Here is a 20315-nt window from a genome sequence, read left to right on the forward strand (position 1 = left end):
TGGCCCGATGAGCACGCCCTCTCCGGGCCGGCTGCAGCAGGTGCTGGGGCTCGGCTTTGGCCTTGCCGGCGCCGTGGGGGGCACGATCGGGGCCGGCATCCTGCGCACCCCCGGCATCGTGGCGGCCCAGCTGCTCGATCCCTGGCTGATCCTCGCGGCCTGGCTGCTGGGTGGCCTCTACGCGGTGCTGGGAGCCCTGTGCGTGGCCGAGCTGGCCAGCAGCCTGCCCCGCGCCGGTGGCTGGTATGTGTACGCCGAGCGGGCCTTCGGGGCCCGGGCCGGCGGCTTGGTGGGCTGGACCGACTGGCTCGCCCACTGCATCGGCCTGGCCTGGGTGGCCACCACCACGGGCGAAGTGGTGGTGCAGCTGCTGCCCGATGCCGGCCTGTCCGAGCGCCTGGTCGGCCTGCTCACCATCGTTCTGTTCGGCCTGATCCAGTGGCGCGGGGTGCGGGCCGGCAGCGCCAGCCAGGAGCTGCTCAGCCTGGCCAAGGCGGTGGCCTTCCTGGGCCTGGTGGCGGCCTGCTACCTGCTGCCGCCGCTGGACTCCATCAGCGTCTACACCAGCGCCGGCGCTGGTGAGCCCCTGGCCTGGGGCAACCTCGGCCTGGTGGCCCTCATGGCCCTGCAGCCGGTGATCACCACCTACGACGGCTGGGCCAGTCCGATCTACTTCTCCGAGGAGTTCACCGATCCCGCCAACGACCTGCCCCGCTCCCTGATCGGCGGCGTGCTGGCTGTGCTGGTGCTCTACCTGCTGATCAACGGGGCCCTGCTGCATGTGCTCACTCCGCAGCAGCTGGCCGCCTCCAGCCTGCCGGCCACCACGGCGGCCCAGTTGCTGGGCGGTGCGATCGGCGGTCAGGTGATCACGGCGGTGGCCCTGGTGGCCCTGCTCGGGCTGATCAACACCGTGGTGATGGCCGCGCCGCGCATCCTCTACGGCCTCAGCCGCGATGGTCTCTTCCCGGCCCTGGCCCAGGGCGTGAACCCAGGCGGCACCCCCACAGGCGCCCTCGGCCTCAGCCTGGCGGCCTCCATGGCCCTGGTGCTGGCGGGATCCTTCGAGCACCTGCTGGCCATGGCCGCCTTCCTCTATGTGTGCCTGCCCCTGGTGGGCATCGCCGCCCTGGTAGTGCTGCGGCAACGGGAGCCCGAGCTGGAGCGGCCCTTCCGGCTGCCCGCCTACCCGCTGGCGCCGCTGCTGATCGCCCTGGTGTCGGTGGCGTTCCTGGCGGCGGCGTTGCTGCAGGACAGCGCCAACAGCCTGGCGGCCCTCGCCCTGGCCAGCCTGGGGCTGGTAATCCCGCGGCGTTCCAGCCCCGATCAGGCGGAGCCCGGGGCGGCTGGCGCCGGCGGCTCCAGCCAGTAAGTGGTCATCGCCCCCACCCCCTTCACCAGCAAGGACCCGCGCTGCTGCACCTGGAAGCGTGGCTCCAGCCTGCGGGCCAGGGCCTCGCTCAGCTGGATGCGGCCGGCGAGGCCATGGCTTTCCATGCGGCTGGCGATGTTCACCGTTTCGCCCCAGAGGTCGTAGATGAACTTCTTGGTGCCGATCACCCCGGCCACCACCGGGCCGCAGTGCATGCCGATCCGCAGGGCCATGCCCTCGGCCTCCGGGCTGCGGAAGTCGCGCATCCAGGCCTGCATGTCCAGGGCCATGGCGGCGATGGCGTCGGCGTGGTTCTCGCGGGGGAGGGGCAGGCCCCCCACCACCATGTAGTTGTCGCCGATGGTCTTGATCTTCTCCAGGCCATGGCGTTCGCAGAGCTGATCGAAGGCGCTGAACACCTGGTTCAGCAGCTGCACCAGGGCATGGCAGGGCAGCCGCGCCGCCAGGGCGGTGAACCCCTCGATGTCGGCGAACAGCACGCTCACATCGGCATGGGTCTCGGCGATGGTGCGCCGTCCCCGCTTCATCTCCATTGCGATCGGCGGCGGCAGGATGTTGAGCAGCAGCTGGTCGGCCCGCTCCTGCTCCTGCTGGGCACTGCGCTCGGCCACCTGGCGGCGCTCCATTTCGGCCGCCGTGGTGAGAAACGACTGGTTGAAGGCCTGCTCCACCTCCCCCACCTCATCGGCAGCCCCGAGGGGCAGCAGCAGGGTTTCCGGGTTGCTGGTGGAGCCCGAGGCCAGGGCCCGTCCGCCCAGCACCAGCCGATCCCGCAGGGTCACGATCCGACCGATCACCAGCCGCTGCATCACCACCAGGGTGATCAGGGTGAGGAAGGCCGCGATCCCCAGCACGATCAGGGTGATGTTGAGGGTGTAGCTGAGCAGCCCTGCGCGGATGCTGCTGGCCTCGTGGCGCATCACCAGAAGATGGTCGCCGCCCAGGCTTTCCGGCCCCCACGCGGCGTCGTAGCTGCCGCGCAGCGGATACCAGCGCCCCTCGATGCGATTCCGGCTGGCCTGGACCCCTGAGAGCTGCGGCAGTGCCCCGAAGCCGCCCAGCCTCTCCCCGCTGGACGCCCGGTAGAGCGCAGCCCCCTCGATGTCCTGCAGCATTGAGGAGCTGCGCAGCCGCTGCACCGCGGCCAGCAGCTGAGGCGATGAGCCCGCCTGGCCTTCGGCCACCAGCCAATCGATCTTGGCGGTGCTCACCTGCCGCAGCTGCGCCCCGAGCCGGTCGGCCTGGCGCAGCACGGAGGGCACCAGCACCAGCGCCTCCACCACCAGGAAATTCAGAAAGATCCAGAAGGCGATCCGCCGAGCCAACCGGGCCCGGAGCATGGCGGGCAGGGGCACAGCAGCAGAGCACGGAATTCCTCCGGTTTACCGGACTGGGGCCCAGGCGGATGTTTCGCTTCAGTCCGCCACCTGGGCGCCCTCCATCCAGAGCCAGGCCTGCCGCAGGCTGCCCGCCTCGCCGAGGTTGCCCGGGAAGGTGAGCAGGGGCAGCCGCAGCAGCGGCGCCTCGGCTGGCGGCAGCACCAGCGACAGCCCCGGCAGCAGCTGCCCCTGCAGCTCCACGGCATCCAGGGCCAGCCCGTCGCGCAGCAGCGCCGAGCTGGTGATGCCCCCCTTGCTGATCACGTAGCCCAGCTGCGGCATCACGGCGGCGGCCAGCCGGGCCATCAGGGCCGCCAGCCCCTGCCCCAGTCGCAGCCGCTCGGCGGCACTGGCGCAGCGCAGCTCGCCGCGGCTGGTGTGCAGCACGGCCGTGCGGCCGCTGTGGAGCACGGCCTCGAGCTGCTGCAGCCAGTCGGTCTCCAGGGAGGCCAGCAGCTCAGCGGGCAGGGGCCCCGCCAGCACCCGCGCCAGGCGGCGCACCGGCAGTTCCACCGCCTGGCAGGTCGGCTCCTGCAGCAGGGTCTCCAGCTGGGCATCGGCCAGGGGCACGTGGGAGCCCACCAGCACCAGCCCCGGCAGGGGGCCGGCTGGCCCCCGGCGCCGCAGGCCCGCCAGGGCAGAGGGTGTCAGCGGCTGGGGGGGCAGCGGCACCAGGCCGTTCAGCAGGCTGGCGGCGCACTGGCACAGGAACCGCCGCGGCCGCCCCCAGCGCTCGCTGGCCGCTGGAGCCGTGAGCTGCCGCACCGCGGCTCCCAGGGCCGCCAGCTGCTGCGGCCGCTCCGCATCCACCACCACCACCGGGTTGCCGCGCAGCGCGGCCAGGCGTGCACAGAGGGCCGCAAGGCCATCCGCCGAGGCCGCCGCCGCGTCGAGTTCCGCCAGGCCGAGCCGCTGCACGCTCCTGGCCGGCAGCCGGCCCGCACTCTTTTCCTCCACCCAGGCCGCCAGGTCGCTGCTGCTGTAGCCGAACAGGCCGTCGCGGGCGAAGGGCGTGGTGTGCACCGGCACGCCGTTGAGGCGGTGCACTCCCCCTGCGGTGGTGCGCCCCCCAGGCAGGAAGGCTGGTGCCAGCATGGTGGCATCGAAGCCTCCGGGCTCCCGCTCCCCCGGCGCGCTCAGCAGCGGTGCCAGCTCCCGGGCGATCACCTCGCATTCCAGGGGGAAATGGCTGCGCAGGGTGGAATCGCCCCGGCTCACCACCAGCCAGTGCCGGCAGCGCCCCTCGGCCTGCTCCGCCCTCAGTGCCTCGAGCAGGGCCCGGCAGATCTGCGCCACCCGCTCGGCCGCCGCGGCCGGGGCCAGGGCGCGGCTGTCGGCCAGCACGAACAGCAGTGGTGAGGGGTGCTGCAGGCCGCGCCGCAGCGTCGCCACATCCCAGCGCAGCAGCAGCAGACAACCGTGCACGGTCTGGGATCCGGTGGGGTCGTCGTCGAGCACCACAACCTTCATGGCACCATCGTGCCGTGATGACTCCCGAGCCCAGCGATCTGCAGGCCGTGGTGCAGGACCTGCACCGGCGCAACGTCACCTGGCTGCCCGCCGGACTCGGCAGCCGCCTCGACTGGGGACCGCCGGTGGCGCAGCCCCACACGGTGCTGAGCTGCCGGCGGCTGAACCGGATCCTGGAGCACAACCCGGGCGACTTCACCATCAGCGTGGAGGCCGGCACACCACTGGTGGAGGTGCAGCAGGCTCTGGCCCACCACGGGCAGTGGTTACCCGTGGACTGGCCCTGGGGCAGCGGCCCCGCCGGCGAGGCTTCCGGCTCCGTCGGCGGCCTGGTGGCCCGCGGCCAGGCTGGCGGCTACCGCCAGCGCTATCTGGGCGTGCGCGACCAGCTGATCGGCATCCACCTGCTGCGCAGCGATGGCGTGGCCGCCCGGGCCGGCGGCAAGGTGGTGAAGAACGTGGCCGGCTACGACCTGATGCGCCCCCTCTGCGGCAGTTGGGGCTCCCTGGCCCTGATCACGTCCGTCACCCTGCGCACCCAGCCGATTCCGCCCCACCGCCAGGGGCTGCGGCTTGAGGGGGCCAGGCCCGCCCTGGGCAGCTTCTGCCGCTGGCTGCTCGGCTCCAGCCTCAGCCCCGAGCGGCTCGACTGGCAGCGCCGCGGCGGCGAGGCCAGCCTGCTGGTGAGCCTGGCCAGCATCAGCGCCCAGACGCTCCAGGAGCAGATCGCCTGCATCGAGGAGAAGGCCGGCGGCGAAGGCCTGGGCTGCGGCTGCCTGGAGCCCGATGCCCTGGCCGCGGCGGAGTGCTGCGGCCAGGGCGACCCCGAGCCCGCCTGGCTGCTGCGCCTGGGGGTGCTGCCCGACCGCCTGCCGGAGCTGCTGGAGCAACGGGCCCTCGGCGGCCTGGAGCTGGTGATGGGCGCCGGCAGTGGCCTGGGCTACGCCTGGGGCAGCGCTGCCGCGGTGCCGGCCCACCGCGTGGAGAGCCTGCGGCGCCACTGCCATGCGGCCGGAGGGGCGCTCACCCTGCTGCGGCAGCCCAGCGGCAGCAGCCTGCCCGCCTGGCTCGATGCACCCTCCCGCCCCCTGATCGAGGCCCTCAAGCGGCAGTTCGATCCGAAGCAGCAACTGGCGCGGGGTCGGCTGCCTGGCGTGGCTCCTGTGGCTGGCTGAGGCCCGCCAGCCAGCTGAGCAGGGCTTCATTCACCTGGTCGGGCACTTCGTCGTGGGGGCAGTGCCCCGCCTCCAGCACCACCTCGGTGGTGATCTCGGGCGCGTGGCGCTGGAAGGCCTGGCGGCGCCCCACCGCGTTGATCCAGGGATCGCGGATGCCCCAGAGCAGCAGCAGCGGGCAGCGCAGCTCGGCGAACAGCTCATCGAGGGGCTGGCCCCGGGGAATGTCGAACACTGTGCGGAACACGCCGAAGGCGCCCGGATCCAGGGAGGGCCGCCGGATCGCCTCCACCAGGGCGTCGTCCACGTTGGTGCGGTCGATGTACACCTGGTTCAGGGTGCGGCGGATCGTGGCGGGGCGGCGCAGATTCTCGAACAGCAGCCGCTGCAGCACAGGGCTGCGCAGCAAGGCGCCGCCGATCGTCTGGCGGGTGATGGCGCCCCAGCCCTTCGGCGGGGCCTGCTCATCGCTGAAGGGGCCGGCGGCATTCACCAGCACCACCCCGGCCGCCTCGCGACCCGGCGCGGCCTCGCCCTTGAGGGCCGCCGCCGCCGCCAAGGCGGCGAAGCCGCCGAGGGAATTGCCCACCAGCACCGTGGGCCGGCCGATGCGCTCGGCCACATAGGCCACCAGTTGATCGCGCCAGAGTCCGCCGCCATAGGCCAGCCCGGCGGGCTTGGCGCTGCGGCCGAAGCCGAGCAGATCCACGGCATGCACCTCGTGGCTGCGGGCCAGGGCCGGGATGTTGTAGCGCCAGTGGTCGGTGGAGGCCCCGAAGCCGTGCACCAGCAGCACCGCAGGCCCCAGCGGCCGCTCCGGCCCCGCCACCACGGCGTGCACGGGGTGGCCCAGGTGGGTCCAGGGCTGGGCAATCGGCTGATCGAGCACGGCAGCGGCCGGCAGGGAGGGTCGATGCTAAGGAGCACCGCGAGCTCACCCTTGCCCCTCGCCAGCATCGACTGGATCGCCCTGCTGCCGGGGATCGCCCTCTGGGCGCTGGCGCTTTACCTGCCGCTCAGCCTGCCCCTGGCCAGGCTCGAGCAGGCCCTTGAGGCCGGCAGCTGGCCGCCCCTGCTGCAGCAGGTGGTGCTGGTGGGGCTCAGTCTGGCCGCAGCCGTGGCCGTGGGTGCCCTCACGGAGATCGGCCTGGGCCTGGCCCTCGGCCCCAGCTGGGCCTCCAGCCTCGGCCTGATCGCCGTGGGCTGGGGGCTGTTCACAGCTCTCGCCAGTCGAGCCAGGGAAGACGAGGAATGATCGCTGCGGTGGAGTGCCGGTAGGCGGCGTAGTCGGGGTGGGTGCAGGCCAGGGCCCGCTCCTCGCGCCGCGCCTTGCCGCCCAGTACCGCGCCGAGGGCCAGCAGCAGGCCCAGGTGCAGCAGGCTGCCGAGGGCCAGCGTCACCCCCAGGGAGCAGAGCAGCACCGCCTGGTAGAGGGGGTGGCGGCAGCGGCCGTAGGCGCCGCTGGTGACCAGGGCCGCCCCCGGAATCGGCTCCGGCAGGGGCGAGAGGCTGGCGCCCAGGCTCAGGAAGCCCTGCAGGGCCAGCCCCATCCCCACCAGGAACAGCACCGCGCCGCCCAGGGCCAGGGGCAAGGGCCAGGCATAGCCCCAGGAGCCAGGCGCCGGCCAGGGCGGCAGCAGGTGGGCGGCGATCAGCAGCAACTGGGCCAGCAACCACCACTCGCCGCGGCGGTTGTCGCGCCAGCCGCCCCAGCTCAGGCCCCAGCGCCGCAGCAGAGACACACCGGCATCAGGTGGGGATTTCGGCGAGGGGGTCAAGGTCGGGTCCTCCGGATTGGCCGCCGAGCACCAGTCTGAGCAGGATCGGGGCCAGGAAGGTGGTGCCGATCACCATCAGCAGGATGGCCGCCTCCAGCGACTTGGTGAGCAGGCCGGCCTGGCTGCCGAGCCCCAGGAAGATCAGTCCCACCTCGCCGCGGGGCATCATCCCCAGCCCCACCACCAGCCGGTTGGTCTTCACCTTGCTCACGTAGCTCCAGCCCGCCGCCACCTTGCCCAGGATCGCCACCACCAGCAGGAAGGCGGCCACGATCAGCCCCTCGTGGTTCTCGGGGTTCATCGGGTTGAGCACCGAGAGATCCATGCCGGTGCCGATCAGCACGAAGAAGATCGTGGCGAACAGGGCCACCAGCGGCTGCACCGTGCCCTGGATCGCATGGGTGTGCTTGGAGCCACTGAGGATCAGGCCCGCCGCGAAGGCACCCAGCGCCGCCTCCAGGCCGATCGCCTGGGCGGCGAAACAGCACAGGGTGAGCACCACGAAACCGGCCACCACCACCTCGCCGGGAGCCTTGAGCCGATCCAGCACCCAGTCAAAAGCAGGCGCGGCCGTGCGGCTCAGGAACAGTGCCGCAGCCACGAACACCCCGGCGGCCACCACCAGTTTCAGCAGCGGGGCCAGCTCGAAGCTGCCGCCTCCGGCCAGGCTCACCACCACGGCCAGGATCACGATGCCGAGGATGTCATCGAGCACCGCCGCGCCGATCACCGTCTGCCCCTCACGGGTGCGCAGGAACTTGAGCTCCCCGAACACGCTGGCGGTGATGCCGATCGAGGTGGCCGTCATGGCCGCTCCGGCGAACACGGCCGGAATCAACGGCACGTCAAAGAGGTAGTAGAGGCCGGCCGTGCCCAGGGCGAAGGGCAGCACCACGCCGGTCACCGCCACGGTGGTGGCCTGGGCGCCCACCGCCACCAGCTCATCGAGCTCACTCTCCAGACCGGTGAGGAACAGCAGGGCGTAGAGCCCGATCTCCGACACCTGCTTGAGGTTGGGGAAGGTTTCGGCGTAGAGATCCTGCACGCTGGCCGGCTCCAGGCCGGAGAGCGATCCGAGCACCGAGAGGCTCCATGTGGACAGCTGGGCCTGGGTGTCAGGCGGCACGATCAGGTGCAGCCCCGACACGCCGATCACAACGCCAGCCACCAGCTCGCCCAGGATCGTGGGCAGCTGCAGGCGCACCATCAGCTCAGCGAGCACCCGCGCCGCCACGAAGATCACCAGGAATTCGCCAACGGAAATCAGCGTTTCGGCCACCTCGKACTGGTGACTGTCGACAKCGAGCAACAGGGCTGGCRGGKTCATGGAGAGGTTYATCTKGGGCCGATCGGGTCGTCGKCGCCGKTGTTCGSACGCAGATCTCTAGCCAGCGGCGCCGTTCCACGGTGGCCATCGTCGCTACCGTCCGCGCATGCCGTTTCTGGGCTGACTGAGATGGGAGAACTGCTCTCCACCGCCATCCCGAACCTCACCAGCAGCCTGCCGCCCCCGTCCACCAAGCCCTCCCAGCAGGACCTGGCCCTGATCGATCGCTGGTGGCGCGCCGCCAACTATCTGGCGGTAGGGATGATCTATCTGCAGGACAATCCGCTGCTGCAGCAGCCCCTCCAGCCCGAGCACATCAAGAACCGGCTGCTGGGCCACTGGGGGTCGAGCCCGGGTCAGGCCTTCATCTGGGCCCATGCCAACCGGCTGATCCGGGAGCGCGACCTGGACATGCTCTACCTCTCTGGGCCAGGCCACGGCGCCCCAGGCGTGCTGGCCCCCACCTACCTCGATGGCAGCTACAGCGAGGTGTACCCCGACATCTCCCGCGACAGCGAGGGGATGCGGCGCTTCTTCAAGCAGTTCTCCTTCCCGGGCCACATCGGCTCCCACTGCACCCCGGAAACCCCCGGCTCGATCCATGAGGGCGGCGAGCTGGGCTACGTGCTCTCGCACGCCTGCGGCGCGGTGTTCGATAACCCCGAGCTGATCGCCGTGGCCTGCGTGGGCGATGGCGAGGCCGAAACCGGCCCGCTGGCCACCAGCTGGCACATCAACAAATTCCTCAACCCGATTTCGGACGGGGCGGTGCTGCCGGTGCTGCACCTCAACGGCTACAAGATCGCCAACCCCACCCTGCTGGCCCGCATCCCGCGCGAGGAGCTGGTGAGCCTGCTGCGCGGTTACGGCTGGGAGCCGATCCTGGTGGAGGGCCATGAGCCCCACGCCATGCACGCCGCCATGGCAGCGGCCATGGACCAGGCCGTCGATGCGATCCAGCAGGTGCGCGCCACCTGCCGGGCCAGCGGCGAGGCCGTGCGCCCGGCCTGGCCGATGATCGTGCTGCGCTCCCCCAAGGGCTGGACCGGCCCCGCCGCCCTCGGCGACAAGAAGATCGAGAACTTCTGGAGGGCTCACCAGGTGCCCCTGGCCGCCCCCAAGACCGATCCCCAGCAGCTGGCCATGCTGGAGTCCTGGATGCGCAGCTACCGGCCTGAGGAGCTGTTCGACAGTGAAGGCCGCCTCTGGCCCGACCTCGAGGCTCTCGCGCCGGTGGGCCCCAGGCGGATGGGCTCCAGCCCCCATGCCAATGGCGGCCAGCTGCGCCGCAAGCTGCGCCTGGCCCCGGTGGAGGCCTATGCCGTGCCGGTGGAGCAGCCAGGAGCCACTGAGCACGAGAATACGGCGCCCCTGGGCTGCCTGCTGCGCGATTCCATTGCGCGCAACCCCGATTCGCTGCGGGTGTTCGGCCCGGATGAAACCGCCTCCAACCGCCTGCAGGCGATCTACGAGGTGAGCAAGAAGGTGTGGATGGAAGACCTCCTCCCCGAAGACCTCAACGGCAGCGAACTGGCCCGCGAGGGCCGCGTGGTGGAGATGCTGTCTGAGCACACCCTGGTGGGGATGATGGAGGGCTACCTGCTCACCGGTCGCTACGGCTTTTTCCACACCTACGAGGCGTTCGCCCATGTGATCGCCTCGATGTTCAACCAGCACGCCAAGTGGCTGGAGAGCTGCATCCACCACGCCACCTGGCGGGCCCCGATCGGCGCCTGGAACTGCCTGATCTCCTCCACGGTGTGGCGCCAGGATCACAACGGCTTCACCCACCAGGATCCCGGCTTCATCGATCTGGCCGGCAACAAGAGTGGCGAGGTGGTTCGCGTCTACCTGCCGGCCGATGCCAACTCCCTGCTGGCGGTGGCGGAAGAGGCCCTGGTGGAGCCCAACGTCTGCAACATCATCGTTTCCGACAAGCAGAAACACCTCCAGTACCTCAGCCTGGAGCAGGCTCGCGCCCACGTGGCCAAGGGCATCAGCATCATCAGCTGGGCCAGCAACGATGACAGCGGCACTGAACCCGATGAGCCCGATGTGGTGATGGCCTGCGCCGGCGACATCCCCACCAAGGAAACCCTGGCGGCTGTGCAGATCCTTCGTCATGAGTGCCCCAGGCTGAAGATCAGGGTGCTCAATGTGGTGAAGCTGTTTGCTCTCACCGAACCCTCGGAACATCCCCATGGCCTCAGTGATCGGGATTTCGACAGCCTGTTCACCACCGACAAGCCGGTGATCTTCAACTTCCACGGCTATCCCTGGCTGATTCACCGGCTGGTCTACCGCCGCACCAACCACCCCAACTTCCACGTGCGTGGTTACAAGGAAAAGGGCAACATCAACACGCCTCTTGAGCTCGCGATGAACAACCAGATCGATCGCTTCAATCTCGTGATTGACGTGATTGATCGCGTTACCGGGCTCGGCTCAAGGGCCGCCCATGTGAAGGAACGGATGAAGAACGCCATCCTGGCCAATCGCGCCCATGCCCACACCCATGGCATGGACGCCCCCGAGATCACCAACTGGCGCTGGAGTACACCCGAGGCATGACCACCATCCAACCCAGGCCTCTGCGCCTGCCCACCCCGGGCTGTTACGCCGACTCCGACCGCAGCGGCTCCGGACCGGAGGACCTGTTTGACGGCATGACCGGGCACCTGTTCTTCAGCCTCGGCAAGCTCGCCCCCACCGCCACCCGCCACGACCTCTACGTGGCCCTCAGCTACGCCGTGCGCGACCGGCTGATGACCCGTTACCTGGCTGGCCTCGAGGCCCTGCGGGCAGCTCCCACCCGGGTGGTGGCCTATCTCTCGGCCGAGTTTCTGATCGGGCCGCAGCTGGGCAACAACCTGCTGATGCTTGGCATCGAGGAGGCGGCGAGCCAGGCCCTGAAGCGCTTCGGCATCGACGATCTGAACCAGATCCTGGACGTGGAGGAAGAGCCAGGTCTTGGCAACGGCGGCCTGGGCCGCCTGGCCGCCTGCTTCCTCGAATCGCTCTCCTCGCTGGAAATCCCCGCCTCCGGCTACGGCATTCGCTACGAGTTCGGCATCTTCGATCAGCTGATCCGCGATGGTTGGCAGGTGGAGGTCACCGACAAGTGGCTCAAGGCCGGCTGGCCCTGGGAGTTGCCCCAGCCCGATCAGGCCTGCTTCGTTGGTTTCGGCGGCCGCACCGAGACCTATCGCGACAGCAACGGAATGCAGCGGGTGCGCTGGATTCCGGCGGAACATGCCATCGGCATCCCCCACGACGTCCCCGTGCTCGGCTACCGGGTGAACACCTGTAACCGGTTGCGCCTGTGGCGCGCCGATGCCACCGAGAGCTTCGACTTCTACGCCTTCAACATCGGCGATTACTACGGCGCCGTGGAGGAGAAGGTGGGCAGCGAAACCCTCTCCAAGGTGCTCTACCCGAACGACGGCACCGACGAGGGCCGGCGTCTGCGCCTCAAACAGCAGCACTTCTTTGTGAGCTGCTCCCTGCAGGACATGCTGCGCAGCCTGGAGGGCCGCGGTCTGCCGATCGAGGATTTCCCCCAGCACTGGGCGGTGCAGCTCAACGACACCCACCCCTCCATCGCGGTGGCCGAACTGATGCGGCTGCTGATCGATGAGAAGCAACTGCCCTGGGACACCGCCTGGGACATCACCAGCCGCTCGCTCTCCTACACCAACCACACCCTGCTGCCCGAGGCCCTCGAGAAGTGGGGCCTGGACCTGTTCGGCTCGCTGCTGCCCCGGCACCTGGAGCTGATCTTCGAGATCAACCGCCGTTTCCTACAGCAGGTGCGCCTGCGCTACCCGGGCGATGAGGGCGTGCTCAGGCGGATGTCGATCATCGATGAGGACGGCGGCAAGGCTGTTCGGATGGCGAATCTGGCCACGGTTGCCTCCCATCACGTCAATGGCGTGGCGGCCCTGCACAGCCAGCTGGTCACCACCGACCTCTTTCCGGACTTCGCCACGTTCTGGCCTGAGAAGTTCACCAACGTCACCAACGGCGTCACCCCCCGGCGCTGGATGGCGCTCTCCAATCCACAGCTGAGCGATCTGCTCAACGAGGCGATCGGTGAAGGCTGGGTGCGCGATCTCAGCCAGCTGAAGCGGCTGGAGGGCTTTGTGGATGACAGCGCCTTCCTGGAGCGCTGGGATGCCACCAAGCTGGCCGTGAAGACCCAGCTCAGCCATTACATCCATCGCCATAACGGCGTGCTGGTGGACCCGGCCTCCCTGTTCGACGTGCAGGTGAAGCGGATCCATGAGTACAAGCGTCAGCATCTCAACGCGCTGCAGGTGGTCGCCCAGTACCTGCGCATCAAACACGGCGATGGTGACCATCTGCCGCCCCGCACGGTGATCTTCGGTGGCAAGGCCGCTCCCGGCTATTACATGGCCAAGCTGATCATCCGGTTCATCAACGGCATCGCCGAAACGATCAACTCGGACCCCGAGATGGAGGGTCGTCTGCGGGTGATCTTCCTGGCGGATTACAATGTGAAGCTGGGCGAGAGGGTCTACCCCGCCTCCGACCTCTCCGAGCAGATCTCCACCGCCGGCATGGAGGCCTCCGGCACCGGCAACATGAAGTTCGCCATGAATGGCGCCCTCACCATCGGCACCCTCGATGGCGCCAATGTGGAGATCCGGGAGCAAGTTGGAGAAGACAACTTCTTCCTCTTCGGCAAAACCACCTCAGAGATCGCCGAACTGCGCAGTGGCGGCTACCGCCCCTGGGAACTGATCGGCTCTATGCCCGAGCTGGCTGAAGTGTTGCGCCTGGTGGAGCAGGGGCACTTCAGCAATGGCGATGGAGAGCTGTTCCGTCCGCTGCTGCAGAACCTCACCGGCCGCGATCCCTTCTTCGTGCTGGCCGATTTCGACGACTACCTGCGCGCTCAGCAGAGCGTGGGTGAAGCCTGGGCCGACCGTTCCCGCTGGAACCGCATGGCCCTGCTCAACACCGCCCGCAGCGGCTTCTTCTCCTCCGACCGCTCCATCCAGGACTACGCGGACAAGATCTGGCAGGTGAAGCCCTACCCGGTGAAGATCACCTGCGAGACCGAGTGAGGGGGGCATGGAGCTGACCCTGGTTTTTTCCATTGATTCAGGGTACGAGGAGTTGGCGGCCATTGCTCTCTGCTCAGTGTTGCTCCATAACAAGATCGCCAGGGTCATGGTGGTGACCCCCAAGGACTGTCTACTTTCACGTCTTCCAGAAATCGCGAGTTCCTTTTCCTCAGAGCTAGAGCAAGTTCACATTCGAGACAATAGCCCTTTACACTCACTTCCACCGTCAGTGAGACCCTACTTTTACTGTGTAGAAGCCCTCGAACTGGCTCCCATACCTGGCCGCTACCTTTGCATTGACGCAGATACGCTTTGCGTCTCCAACATGWCGGCACTTGAGCAACTCCCCCTCACCGCTGACAAGCCCATAGCCTCTTGCTCTCATGGGCGGCCGATGCCAGACAGGCAGCTGATACTCGACCTCAACAGCTCTTATCATTATTTCAATGCTGGCGTCATGCTGTTTGACGCAGAGCACCTGCGAGCTTGCATAAGTTGCAAAGAAATTGTTGATTTCTATCAAGCGAACCCAGCCTTGTGCCGATTTCGCGAGCAGTGCGCCTTGAATGCACTACTCAAGAACCGGGTACAGTATCTGCCTCTCCAATACAACTACTTATCCTGGATGAGGGAGAGGAATGCAACCCATACTTGGCATGACCAAGCCGTAAATCCGATGGTAAACTCATTGGCGGATGCGCGCCGTAATCTGGTGATTGCGCATCTCTCAGCCGGAGCACTTCCAGGCCGCCTCCCCAATGAACGCCTTGAGCCCATCGACAAATACTGGTTGGCAATTCACAAGCATCTCAATATTGGGAAAAGCCCAAGAGAACTTCCAACTTACTGTTAAAATCCAAATAACTGAGCTGCAGATCGCCGATCATTACTTAGGATTGCTCGAAAGCTTGAAGACTTCCTCAAATCCCTCATCGTGACATGATGCTCGCGCCTCAAGCTAGGGTCATGGATGCCAAAGATTGTTGTGGCGGAGCGTAAAAGCCAGTCGTCACCATACCAAATCTGAAAGCATGCGGGAATTGGTCTGTAGCTGGCTCGAAGCAGAAACATAGCCGATCCAAACCCCGGTAATTGCTGGCCGATCGACTGCTTGACATCATGGTGAACAGGGATAACTCTGATCCCAGTCTCCCTGCTCAGAGAGAGATCGGTCAACTCAGAATCAGGCATCAAGCCAACAACCTCACCAACCTGCCAGGATCGAGCATTCATCTCTGCAAGAGCCTTCGGTGATAAACTAACATCATCATTGAGGATGCCCACAAGGGTATTCGGATCAGAGATCTGGGCGACTGCAAGATTCCAGGAGGGATTTACATAGATATTCTGATGCTGTGGCAACATCAGAAGGCGAGCATCTTTAGCGAGAGATCCAAGATCTCCAGGACGTTCCAGGGCAGCGTTGTCGACCAGGAGAATCCTCTCTACAAAGGAGAGCTGCAGATACCTATTCAAGGACTCGACAAGAGACTTTGACTTCCAAAGCGTAGGTATCACCAGCTGCATGGACTATACAGGCGACTTGTGATGATGGGGGAACTGAGGAGATGGTAAGGAGAAATAACGACCCAAAAAACTTGCTAACTCGCTCGGGGGCGTACTACCAAGCTGAAAGAAAAGAAACTGATCCGTGGCAATCGTCGCGAAATAGCCAAGTACGTCGGAATGGTGATTATCCCAGTCGTTAAGCCAGCGCTCACAAAGCGCAGATTTGTCGTCAATACCTTCATGCCTTATCGCCTCCAAATAGGCCTGGGCAAAACGACCATCATCATGCCGAAGGCGAGATTCAACCCATCGCTCGGGATCGCGACTATTGAGGATAAACAAGCTATTCGGATAGGATGAATGCAGCTCACGAAAGTATCGACAAGCCTCAATGACCGGCTGCTCAGAACTATTGGAATGATTCCAAGGTGTTCCAGGAAGACAAATCATATCTGTGTATGCCGTCCAGTGGTCGAGTCCGTCTAACACAGGCCAGTGGTCCTGCTGGCGGTGGCGATGGATTGTCATCGCCAAGGTATTGGCTCGCCAATGCACCGAGGATAAGCCGTTGGCAAGAAAGAAATTATGAAACGATGTGGTGCCGCACTTGTTGAAGCCAATCAGAAATATCCTGGGAGTGGCTGGATCAGATGTCTGGTTGCCAGCGGTCATCGCTCCAAAGCGCTTTCGTGGTGGGGTTGTCCAGCATAGTCTGAGCGAGTTCTGGCAGGGCGTAGAGCTGCATCACGGATTCAAACGAAAAGGGCGGCAACACATGCTTGGCACGAATTGATTCCAATGCTTTTCTGATCTCTTCCCTCTGCCCTTCTGTCGTAGAGCCAGATCCTTTGCGATAGCTCACATGCTCCTCATCAAGACCAAGTATCTGCACGCCCGCCTTGGACATCCGGAGATAGAGGTCATAATCTTCGGCAACACACAAGTGATGGTCGTAGTAGCCTCCTGCGGCTTCATATGCAGAGCGGTTAAAGGCTGTGCCGGGGTTGGTAATGAAATTAAAGTAGCGGAAGAGTTGAGCGCAAAAGGGCTGAAAGACTGGTTTCGGCCGATTGATGCCTGTCTTGTGGTCGAAGAAGCGCACACGCGTATAGATAAGTCGGGGACAGGTTAATGCCAGCAGTTCGGCACAACGATGGGCGCGGTGAGGATGGTTGATGTCGTCGGCATCGAGAGTGATGAATACATCGCTGTGCGCAACCTGGATTGCAGCTTCGCGTGCGGCAGCAACTCCGGAGCAACCTGAATCCTGCCGTTGGTAGCGGATACGGGAATCATTGAATGATGCAACAACACCCTCAATATCTTCATCACTATGATCATCAAGAATAATGGCTTCCCAAGACTCGATCGACTGAGAAACACAGCTCGCAAGCGCTGTGCGCAGCAAGGCCGCACGGTTACGAACTGGAACAATGAAACTAACGTTGGCTGGGGCCGGCTGAGATGACAAGAGCGGTTCGTGCCTAAATGGCCTTAGGCAACGTAGCCCTCTTTCACCTGAACAGTGATCGCAATGGTGCGGCGTTCTAGAGTTGAGATGGCAACAGGATATTTGCCATGAAACGAGCGATCAGTCTTGCGAAATCCAAACAAGCAATTGGCGCCATAGTGAGCTCGAAAAACTTCGTGAAATTCGTCTAAAGGCCATTGTTTCCCAGACCAACAGCGCAAGTCCCTGCTACGAGGAACAAAGATTGAAGTTCCTTCACGAGCAAGTTCTGGATTCGGAGAACAATACAGCAGAAAAGTTGCCAGTTTGTGTGGCGCGTCGGTGTGGGGCGAAATTTGGTAGCCTCCGTGGTCAGCCCACAGATCAACCCTCGTCTTCAGGCTATGTTCGGGAATGGTGAGGTACTTATGGTCGGCCGATGGCTTTGGTAGTGCCACAAGCATCGAAGGCCCAATTCGTTCTGCGAACTGCAAAAAGAATTCCCAGAATCGGCTTTGCTCGGGAGTCAGTGCAGACAGCGTCTCGTCGTTGAGATTCAGCAGGCGTCGATACTTATGAGCATAGGGATTGCCTGTACGGCGGGCAGGCATTGACTCCATGCACTCCGAGGTTGGATAGAGTCTGCAAAGTTCTTCAAAGAAAGCTTTGGGCAGGAGCTTTGGTAAATACAGGTGGGGGAATGGCTCGCGATTACGTGTGGAGCCTTCTAATTTCTGTTGGGAGAAAGCAGCGACTTCGTCAAGAAATCCCAGGGTCTTCTGGGGAATCGCGGGTGCATGCATCAGTAGTAACTCATCCTTTGCTCCAGTTTAGCCTCATGGGGGCATTGACTACGAAAGACCAGTCCCTAAAGAATTGTGACTCAACTGTTGAGCACAACCGGGCCCATCCTGGGCGGGCTGTATTGATCTGGCTTAAAGAGGGGGGTAGCCGTCCTGCTGCCATTGGCGAAAGGCAGCTTCATAGTTGGGCATTGGTTGCACGCCCGGTGGGATCACCTCACCCATTTGACGGTAGAGGCCCTCCTTGCCGCAGCGATAGCACACACTGGGATCATTGAGATGTTTCCGGTTAAGGCCAGATTCACGAACATGATGAAGCATCACGCGGTCTCCAATTAAGTGAGCGTAGGGTGGCATCAGAGCCCAGTGATGTAGGAGATGAAATGCCTCACGGCCGAAAAGCATGCAACTCGTATCGATGAAGCAGTCAGGATCCGTGATGGGACAAGGACCAATGGGCGATCCGTCCAATCTGCACAGCAGGCGAGATGACGACACGAAGGCAGCACCACTCTGCTCACGGCAAACCATCATTTGCTCGATGTGATGGGGCTCATACCAATTATCGGCATCCAGGAACGCCACGGCATCCACACCAAGTCCGATGGCGTGATAGCTGCCGATCAGCCGCGGCGTGGAGCCGATGTCGTCATGGCTGGTGGGCAGCAACACATGATCGATTCCCCAGCCCTGCAGTTCAGCCTGCGGATGTCCATCGGCCACCAGCACATGCCGGCAGGCCATTGTTTGGGCTTTCACGCTACGGTGGCACTGCTCTAATAGCTCCAAACCCTCGCGGTGGTAAGGGGTGATTACGGCCACTTTGGCAATGGCTTGGGATTCAGCGGTCACGTTGGAGAGCCCGACACAAGCGATCGTCGACAATCAGCGCACCAGTGCTTAAGAGGGCCTCCCGATCCTGTTGGCACATCTGCAGCTTATGATAATAAGCCTCTAGGCGATCTCGCTGTAGGTATTCCTCGTAAACGTGGCGCCAAGTGCTGCCTACTTCCACGGTAATACGGGTATTGCGCATTAGTGCTTCGGTGCCTTGGCGAATCTTGCGGGCGAACTGATCGTAGCTACGAGTGGGAAAGTGTAAGATCTCGATGTCTTTGGCCAACGGCGCATGTATAAACTCTCCAGCAAGGCTAACGCTATGATTGCCGTCACTGACTTCCGCCTCAGGGTGAGCACGGTGACACACCTTGCCTGGCAAGGGCAATCCCTGGGAGTTCAGAGACTGGCGCTCCCGGATTAGCTGAAGCTTGTAGAATGGAGCTGGTTCGGCGCTGTCTGATCGCTGAGGCGGAGGTAGGAAATTACGGCGTTCAATGTGCACAGCATCCCATTCGGCTGGTACGCATTGCAATTCCGCCTTTAGATTCCCGCAGGCTGGCCACCAGAATTCGTCAGCATCGCCATGGATCAGCCAATCGGCATTCAACTCTGTGGCGGCCATGCGGGCCATCCGGGTGACCCACACGGCCTGGTTGTGGTCATGTCGAGGTTCCTGAAGCAGAGTCATTTTCCCGCTAGGTAGAAACCCCTGCAAAGTCTCTAGCGTGCCATCTACGGAGCCATTATCAGTGATTATCAGATGATCGACACCATGATCAAGGTGAAACCGGATAGTGCTGGCAATGATATCGACTTCGTCACGGCAGAGCAACGTCATCACCAAGCGCATCGTCAAATCCCCGACGGATTAACTCTTGATTATGCAGCAGTCGCTGCCTACTTCCGCAGCAGGCAGGATTGGCATGCGGAAACGGTACCCCAGGCAGCGGCTGCCCGAGAAAGGAGCAGAGTGGAGCCCAGCTGGCCTGCTCCTCCCAGCACACCTCCAGCAGGTCTTGGGGACGCTGCCGAAAGTAATGACGCACCCGGAGGAGGTGGGCCCGATAGAGGCTCAGGTGGGCGCGTGGATTGAGCTGGGGATAGGGCCAGCCGTAGGCCAGGGTGCGGGAACGGGAGCCGATGGCGGGATCGGTGCGCAGGCTGTGCTCCTGGAGGCTTCGAAGCCACGCCCGGGTTGAGCGACGCCTGGTGAGGATGAACCGACTGCCTGGATAGAGGTGGTCGAGCTGCTCGAACACCAGCGGGTAGGGCCAGTCTTCGAAGGAGTCGTGGCGATCCACCACAGCTCGCAATCCGTTTAAGTCACCATGACGAACTTGCTCCAGCAGGCTGAGATCGAAGCTGCAGTGCCGATAACCAAGGCGGCTGAGACAGACCCCCAGCGTCGTGGTGCCGGTCTTGTTCAGGCCGATGCCAAACACTTTGACTCGGCTCATGGCTCTTCGCACTTGGCCAGATCCAGCAGGGTTTGGTACAACCTCAGGGAAGTCGGCGTGGCCTCAATATGGGCTTCACTGCGACGCAGGCTGAGGTCAACGATGCTCTGGTCGAGATCAAGGCCCGTGAAGGCCTCCAGCCGAGCCAGCCCCCGGGGCTGCAGCAACTCCTCGTAGTGGATGAACAGCCACTGCCCCTGGCTTCGTTGCCGCTCCAGCACAGCCCCGTAGTGGGCCTCCCAGGCCTGCAGGATCTGCTCTGCGGTGAGCTGCAGGCCCTTCAGGTAGGGGGCGGAGCCCACCTCCTCCAGCACGCTCGTCACCACCACCGAGGGATGGCGGAACACACAGAGACACTGCATCTGATCACGCTCCTCGGCCGGGAGCTCCTGGATCCAAGCACCCAGGGTGTAGCAGAAGCGAGGATCCTTGAAGCAGAAAGGGCCGCGTGCCAGGAGCGTGCGGATGCGGCGACGCAGCTCGGGCGTGATCGCCACACGTGCCGAGCTGGGCAGACTTGCCAGCCAGCGTTGCCCTGCCCCAAGCGGTGGGGGCACCAGCGGGCCCAGGAGGTCTTCATTGATGGCGTTAACCTCCCTGTCTTCAAAGAAGCCCAGGGGGTTGGCCGCACGGGGTTTGTAGGG

The 20315-nt window shown here is 64.6% G+C and carries 19 protein-coding genes; 6 read left to right on the top strand and 13 right to left on the bottom strand.

Annotated elements, in window-relative coordinates; all coding sequences use genetic code 11:
- Positions 1-7: 7 nt before the first annotated feature.
- On the top strand, positions 8-1372 hold the full coding sequence (locus tag IQ216_RS00245) for an APC family permease (RefSeq protein WP_193813813.1): 1365 nt from the start codon (positions 8-10) through the stop codon (positions 1370-1372).
- Here IQ216_RS00245 and IQ216_RS00250 read toward each other — a convergent pair.
- Both IQ216_RS00250 and IQ216_RS00255 read right to left on the bottom strand, forming a co-directional pair.
- Entirely contained in the window at positions 1327-2733 is a 1407-nt protein-coding gene (locus IQ216_RS00250) for an adenylate/guanylate cyclase domain-containing protein (protein ID WP_193813814.1), read from the bottom strand. The two genes, IQ216_RS00245 and IQ216_RS00250, sit on opposite strands and share 46 nt — an antisense overlap.
- A 75-nt stretch (positions 2734-2808) precedes the next feature.
- Positions 2809-4242 (bottom strand): four-carbon acid sugar kinase family protein, encoded by a 1434-nt coding sequence (locus tag IQ216_RS00255; RefSeq protein WP_193813815.1) that lies wholly within the window; start codon positions 4240-4242, stop codon positions 2809-2811.
- Between the two features lie 17 nt (positions 4243-4259).
- On the opposite strand from IQ216_RS00255, the gene IQ216_RS00260 reads away from it, so the two are divergent.
- Positions 4260-5417, top strand: coding sequence for an FAD-binding oxidoreductase (locus tag IQ216_RS00260; protein ID WP_228006939.1), 1158 nt, complete (start codon positions 4260-4262; stop codon positions 5415-5417).
- On the opposite strand, the gene IQ216_RS00265 is transcribed toward IQ216_RS00260, so the two are convergent.
- Entirely contained in the window at positions 5344-6306 is a 963-nt protein-coding gene (locus tag IQ216_RS00265) for an alpha/beta fold hydrolase (protein WP_193813817.1), read from the bottom strand. The genes IQ216_RS00260 and IQ216_RS00265 overlap by 74 nt on opposite strands.
- A 51-nt stretch (positions 6307-6357) precedes the next feature.
- Between IQ216_RS00265 and IQ216_RS00270 the strand changes: the two genes are divergently transcribed.
- Positions 6358-6672 (top strand): hypothetical protein, encoded by a 315-nt coding sequence (locus IQ216_RS00270; RefSeq protein WP_186698176.1) that lies wholly within the window; start codon positions 6358-6360, stop codon positions 6670-6672.
- Here the strand turns inward: IQ216_RS00270 and IQ216_RS00275 are convergent.
- Complete coding sequence (locus IQ216_RS00275) at positions 6632-7195, bottom strand: isoprenylcysteine carboxylmethyltransferase family protein (protein ID WP_193813818.1); 564 nt, start codon at positions 7193-7195, stop codon at positions 6632-6634. The two genes, IQ216_RS00270 and IQ216_RS00275, sit on opposite strands and share 41 nt — an antisense overlap.
- Entirely contained in the window at positions 7167-8522 is a 1356-nt protein-coding gene (locus IQ216_RS00280; RefSeq protein ID WP_193813819.1) for a cation:proton antiporter, read from the bottom strand. The genes IQ216_RS00275 and IQ216_RS00280 overlap by 29 nt, the downstream gene beginning before the upstream one ends.
- 129 nt (positions 8523-8651) lie before the next feature.
- On the opposite strand from IQ216_RS00280, the gene IQ216_RS00285 reads away from it, so the two are divergent.
- From IQ216_RS00285 to IQ216_RS00295, 3 genes are read left to right on the top strand one after another with little or no spacing between them, the layout of a single operon-like run.
- The gene (locus IQ216_RS00285) at positions 8652-11093 is read left to right on the top strand and encodes a phosphoketolase (RefSeq protein WP_193813820.1); all 2442 of its coding nucleotides are present in this window, start codon (positions 8652-8654) and stop codon (positions 11091-11093) included.
- Positions 11090-13612: a glycogen/starch/alpha-glucan phosphorylase gene (locus tag IQ216_RS00290; RefSeq protein ID WP_193813821.1), complete on the top strand. Its 2523-nt coding sequence runs from the start codon at positions 11090-11092 to the stop codon at positions 13610-13612. The genes IQ216_RS00285 and IQ216_RS00290 overlap by 4 nt, the downstream gene beginning before the upstream one ends.
- Positions 13613-13619: 7 nt before the next feature.
- The gene (locus IQ216_RS00295; protein ID WP_193813822.1) at positions 13620-14465 is read left to right on the top strand and encodes a glycosyltransferase; all 846 of its coding nucleotides are present in this window, start codon (positions 13620-13622) and stop codon (positions 14463-14465) included.
- Here IQ216_RS00295 and IQ216_RS00300 read toward each other — a convergent pair.
- From IQ216_RS00300 to IQ216_RS00335, 8 genes are all read right to left on the bottom strand, one after another.
- Positions 14462-15139, bottom strand: coding sequence for a hypothetical protein (locus tag IQ216_RS00300; protein ID WP_193813823.1), 678 nt, complete (start codon positions 15137-15139; stop codon positions 14462-14464). The genes IQ216_RS00295 and IQ216_RS00300 overlap by 4 nt on opposite strands.
- Before the next feature lie 3 nt (positions 15140-15142).
- Positions 15143-15793, bottom strand: a complete 651-nt coding sequence (locus IQ216_RS00305; protein WP_193813824.1) for a sulfotransferase — start codon at positions 15791-15793, stop codon at positions 15143-15145.
- A complete protein-coding gene (locus IQ216_RS00310) occupies positions 15768-16592 on the bottom strand; it encodes a glycosyltransferase family A protein (protein WP_193813825.1) in 825 nt (274 codons plus the stop codon). The genes IQ216_RS00305 and IQ216_RS00310 overlap by 26 nt, the downstream gene beginning before the upstream one ends.
- A 23-nt stretch (positions 16593-16615) precedes the next feature.
- Complete coding sequence (locus IQ216_RS00315) at positions 16616-17374, bottom strand: hypothetical protein (protein ID WP_193813826.1); 759 nt, start codon at positions 17372-17374, stop codon at positions 16616-16618.
- Positions 17375-17506: 132 nt separating this feature from the next.
- Positions 17507-18226 carry a glycosyltransferase family A protein gene (locus IQ216_RS00320; protein WP_193813827.1) on the bottom strand — a complete coding sequence of 240 codons (720 nt, stop codon included), beginning with the start codon at positions 18224-18226 and terminating at the stop codon, positions 17507-17509.
- Positions 18216-19052 (bottom strand): glycosyltransferase family 2 protein, encoded by an 837-nt coding sequence (locus IQ216_RS00325; RefSeq protein ID WP_228006940.1) that lies wholly within the window; start codon positions 19050-19052, stop codon positions 18216-18218. The genes IQ216_RS00320 and IQ216_RS00325 overlap by 11 nt, the downstream gene beginning before the upstream one ends.
- Positions 19033-19671, bottom strand: a complete 639-nt coding sequence (locus IQ216_RS00330) for a sulfotransferase (protein ID WP_193813829.1) — start codon at positions 19669-19671, stop codon at positions 19033-19035. Before IQ216_RS00330 ends, IQ216_RS00325 begins: the two co-directional genes overlap by 20 nt.
- Positions 19668-20315: hypothetical protein (locus IQ216_RS00335; RefSeq protein WP_228006941.1), on the bottom strand; the 648-nt coding region annotated here is incomplete at its 5' end. The genes IQ216_RS00335 and IQ216_RS00330, both read right to left, overlap by 4 nt.

Origin of the sequence: Cyanobium sp. LEGE 06143 (assembly GCF_015207535.1) — a bacterium.
Taxonomy (GTDB): domain Bacteria; phylum Cyanobacteriota; class Cyanobacteriia; order PCC-6307; family Cyanobiaceae; genus NIES-981.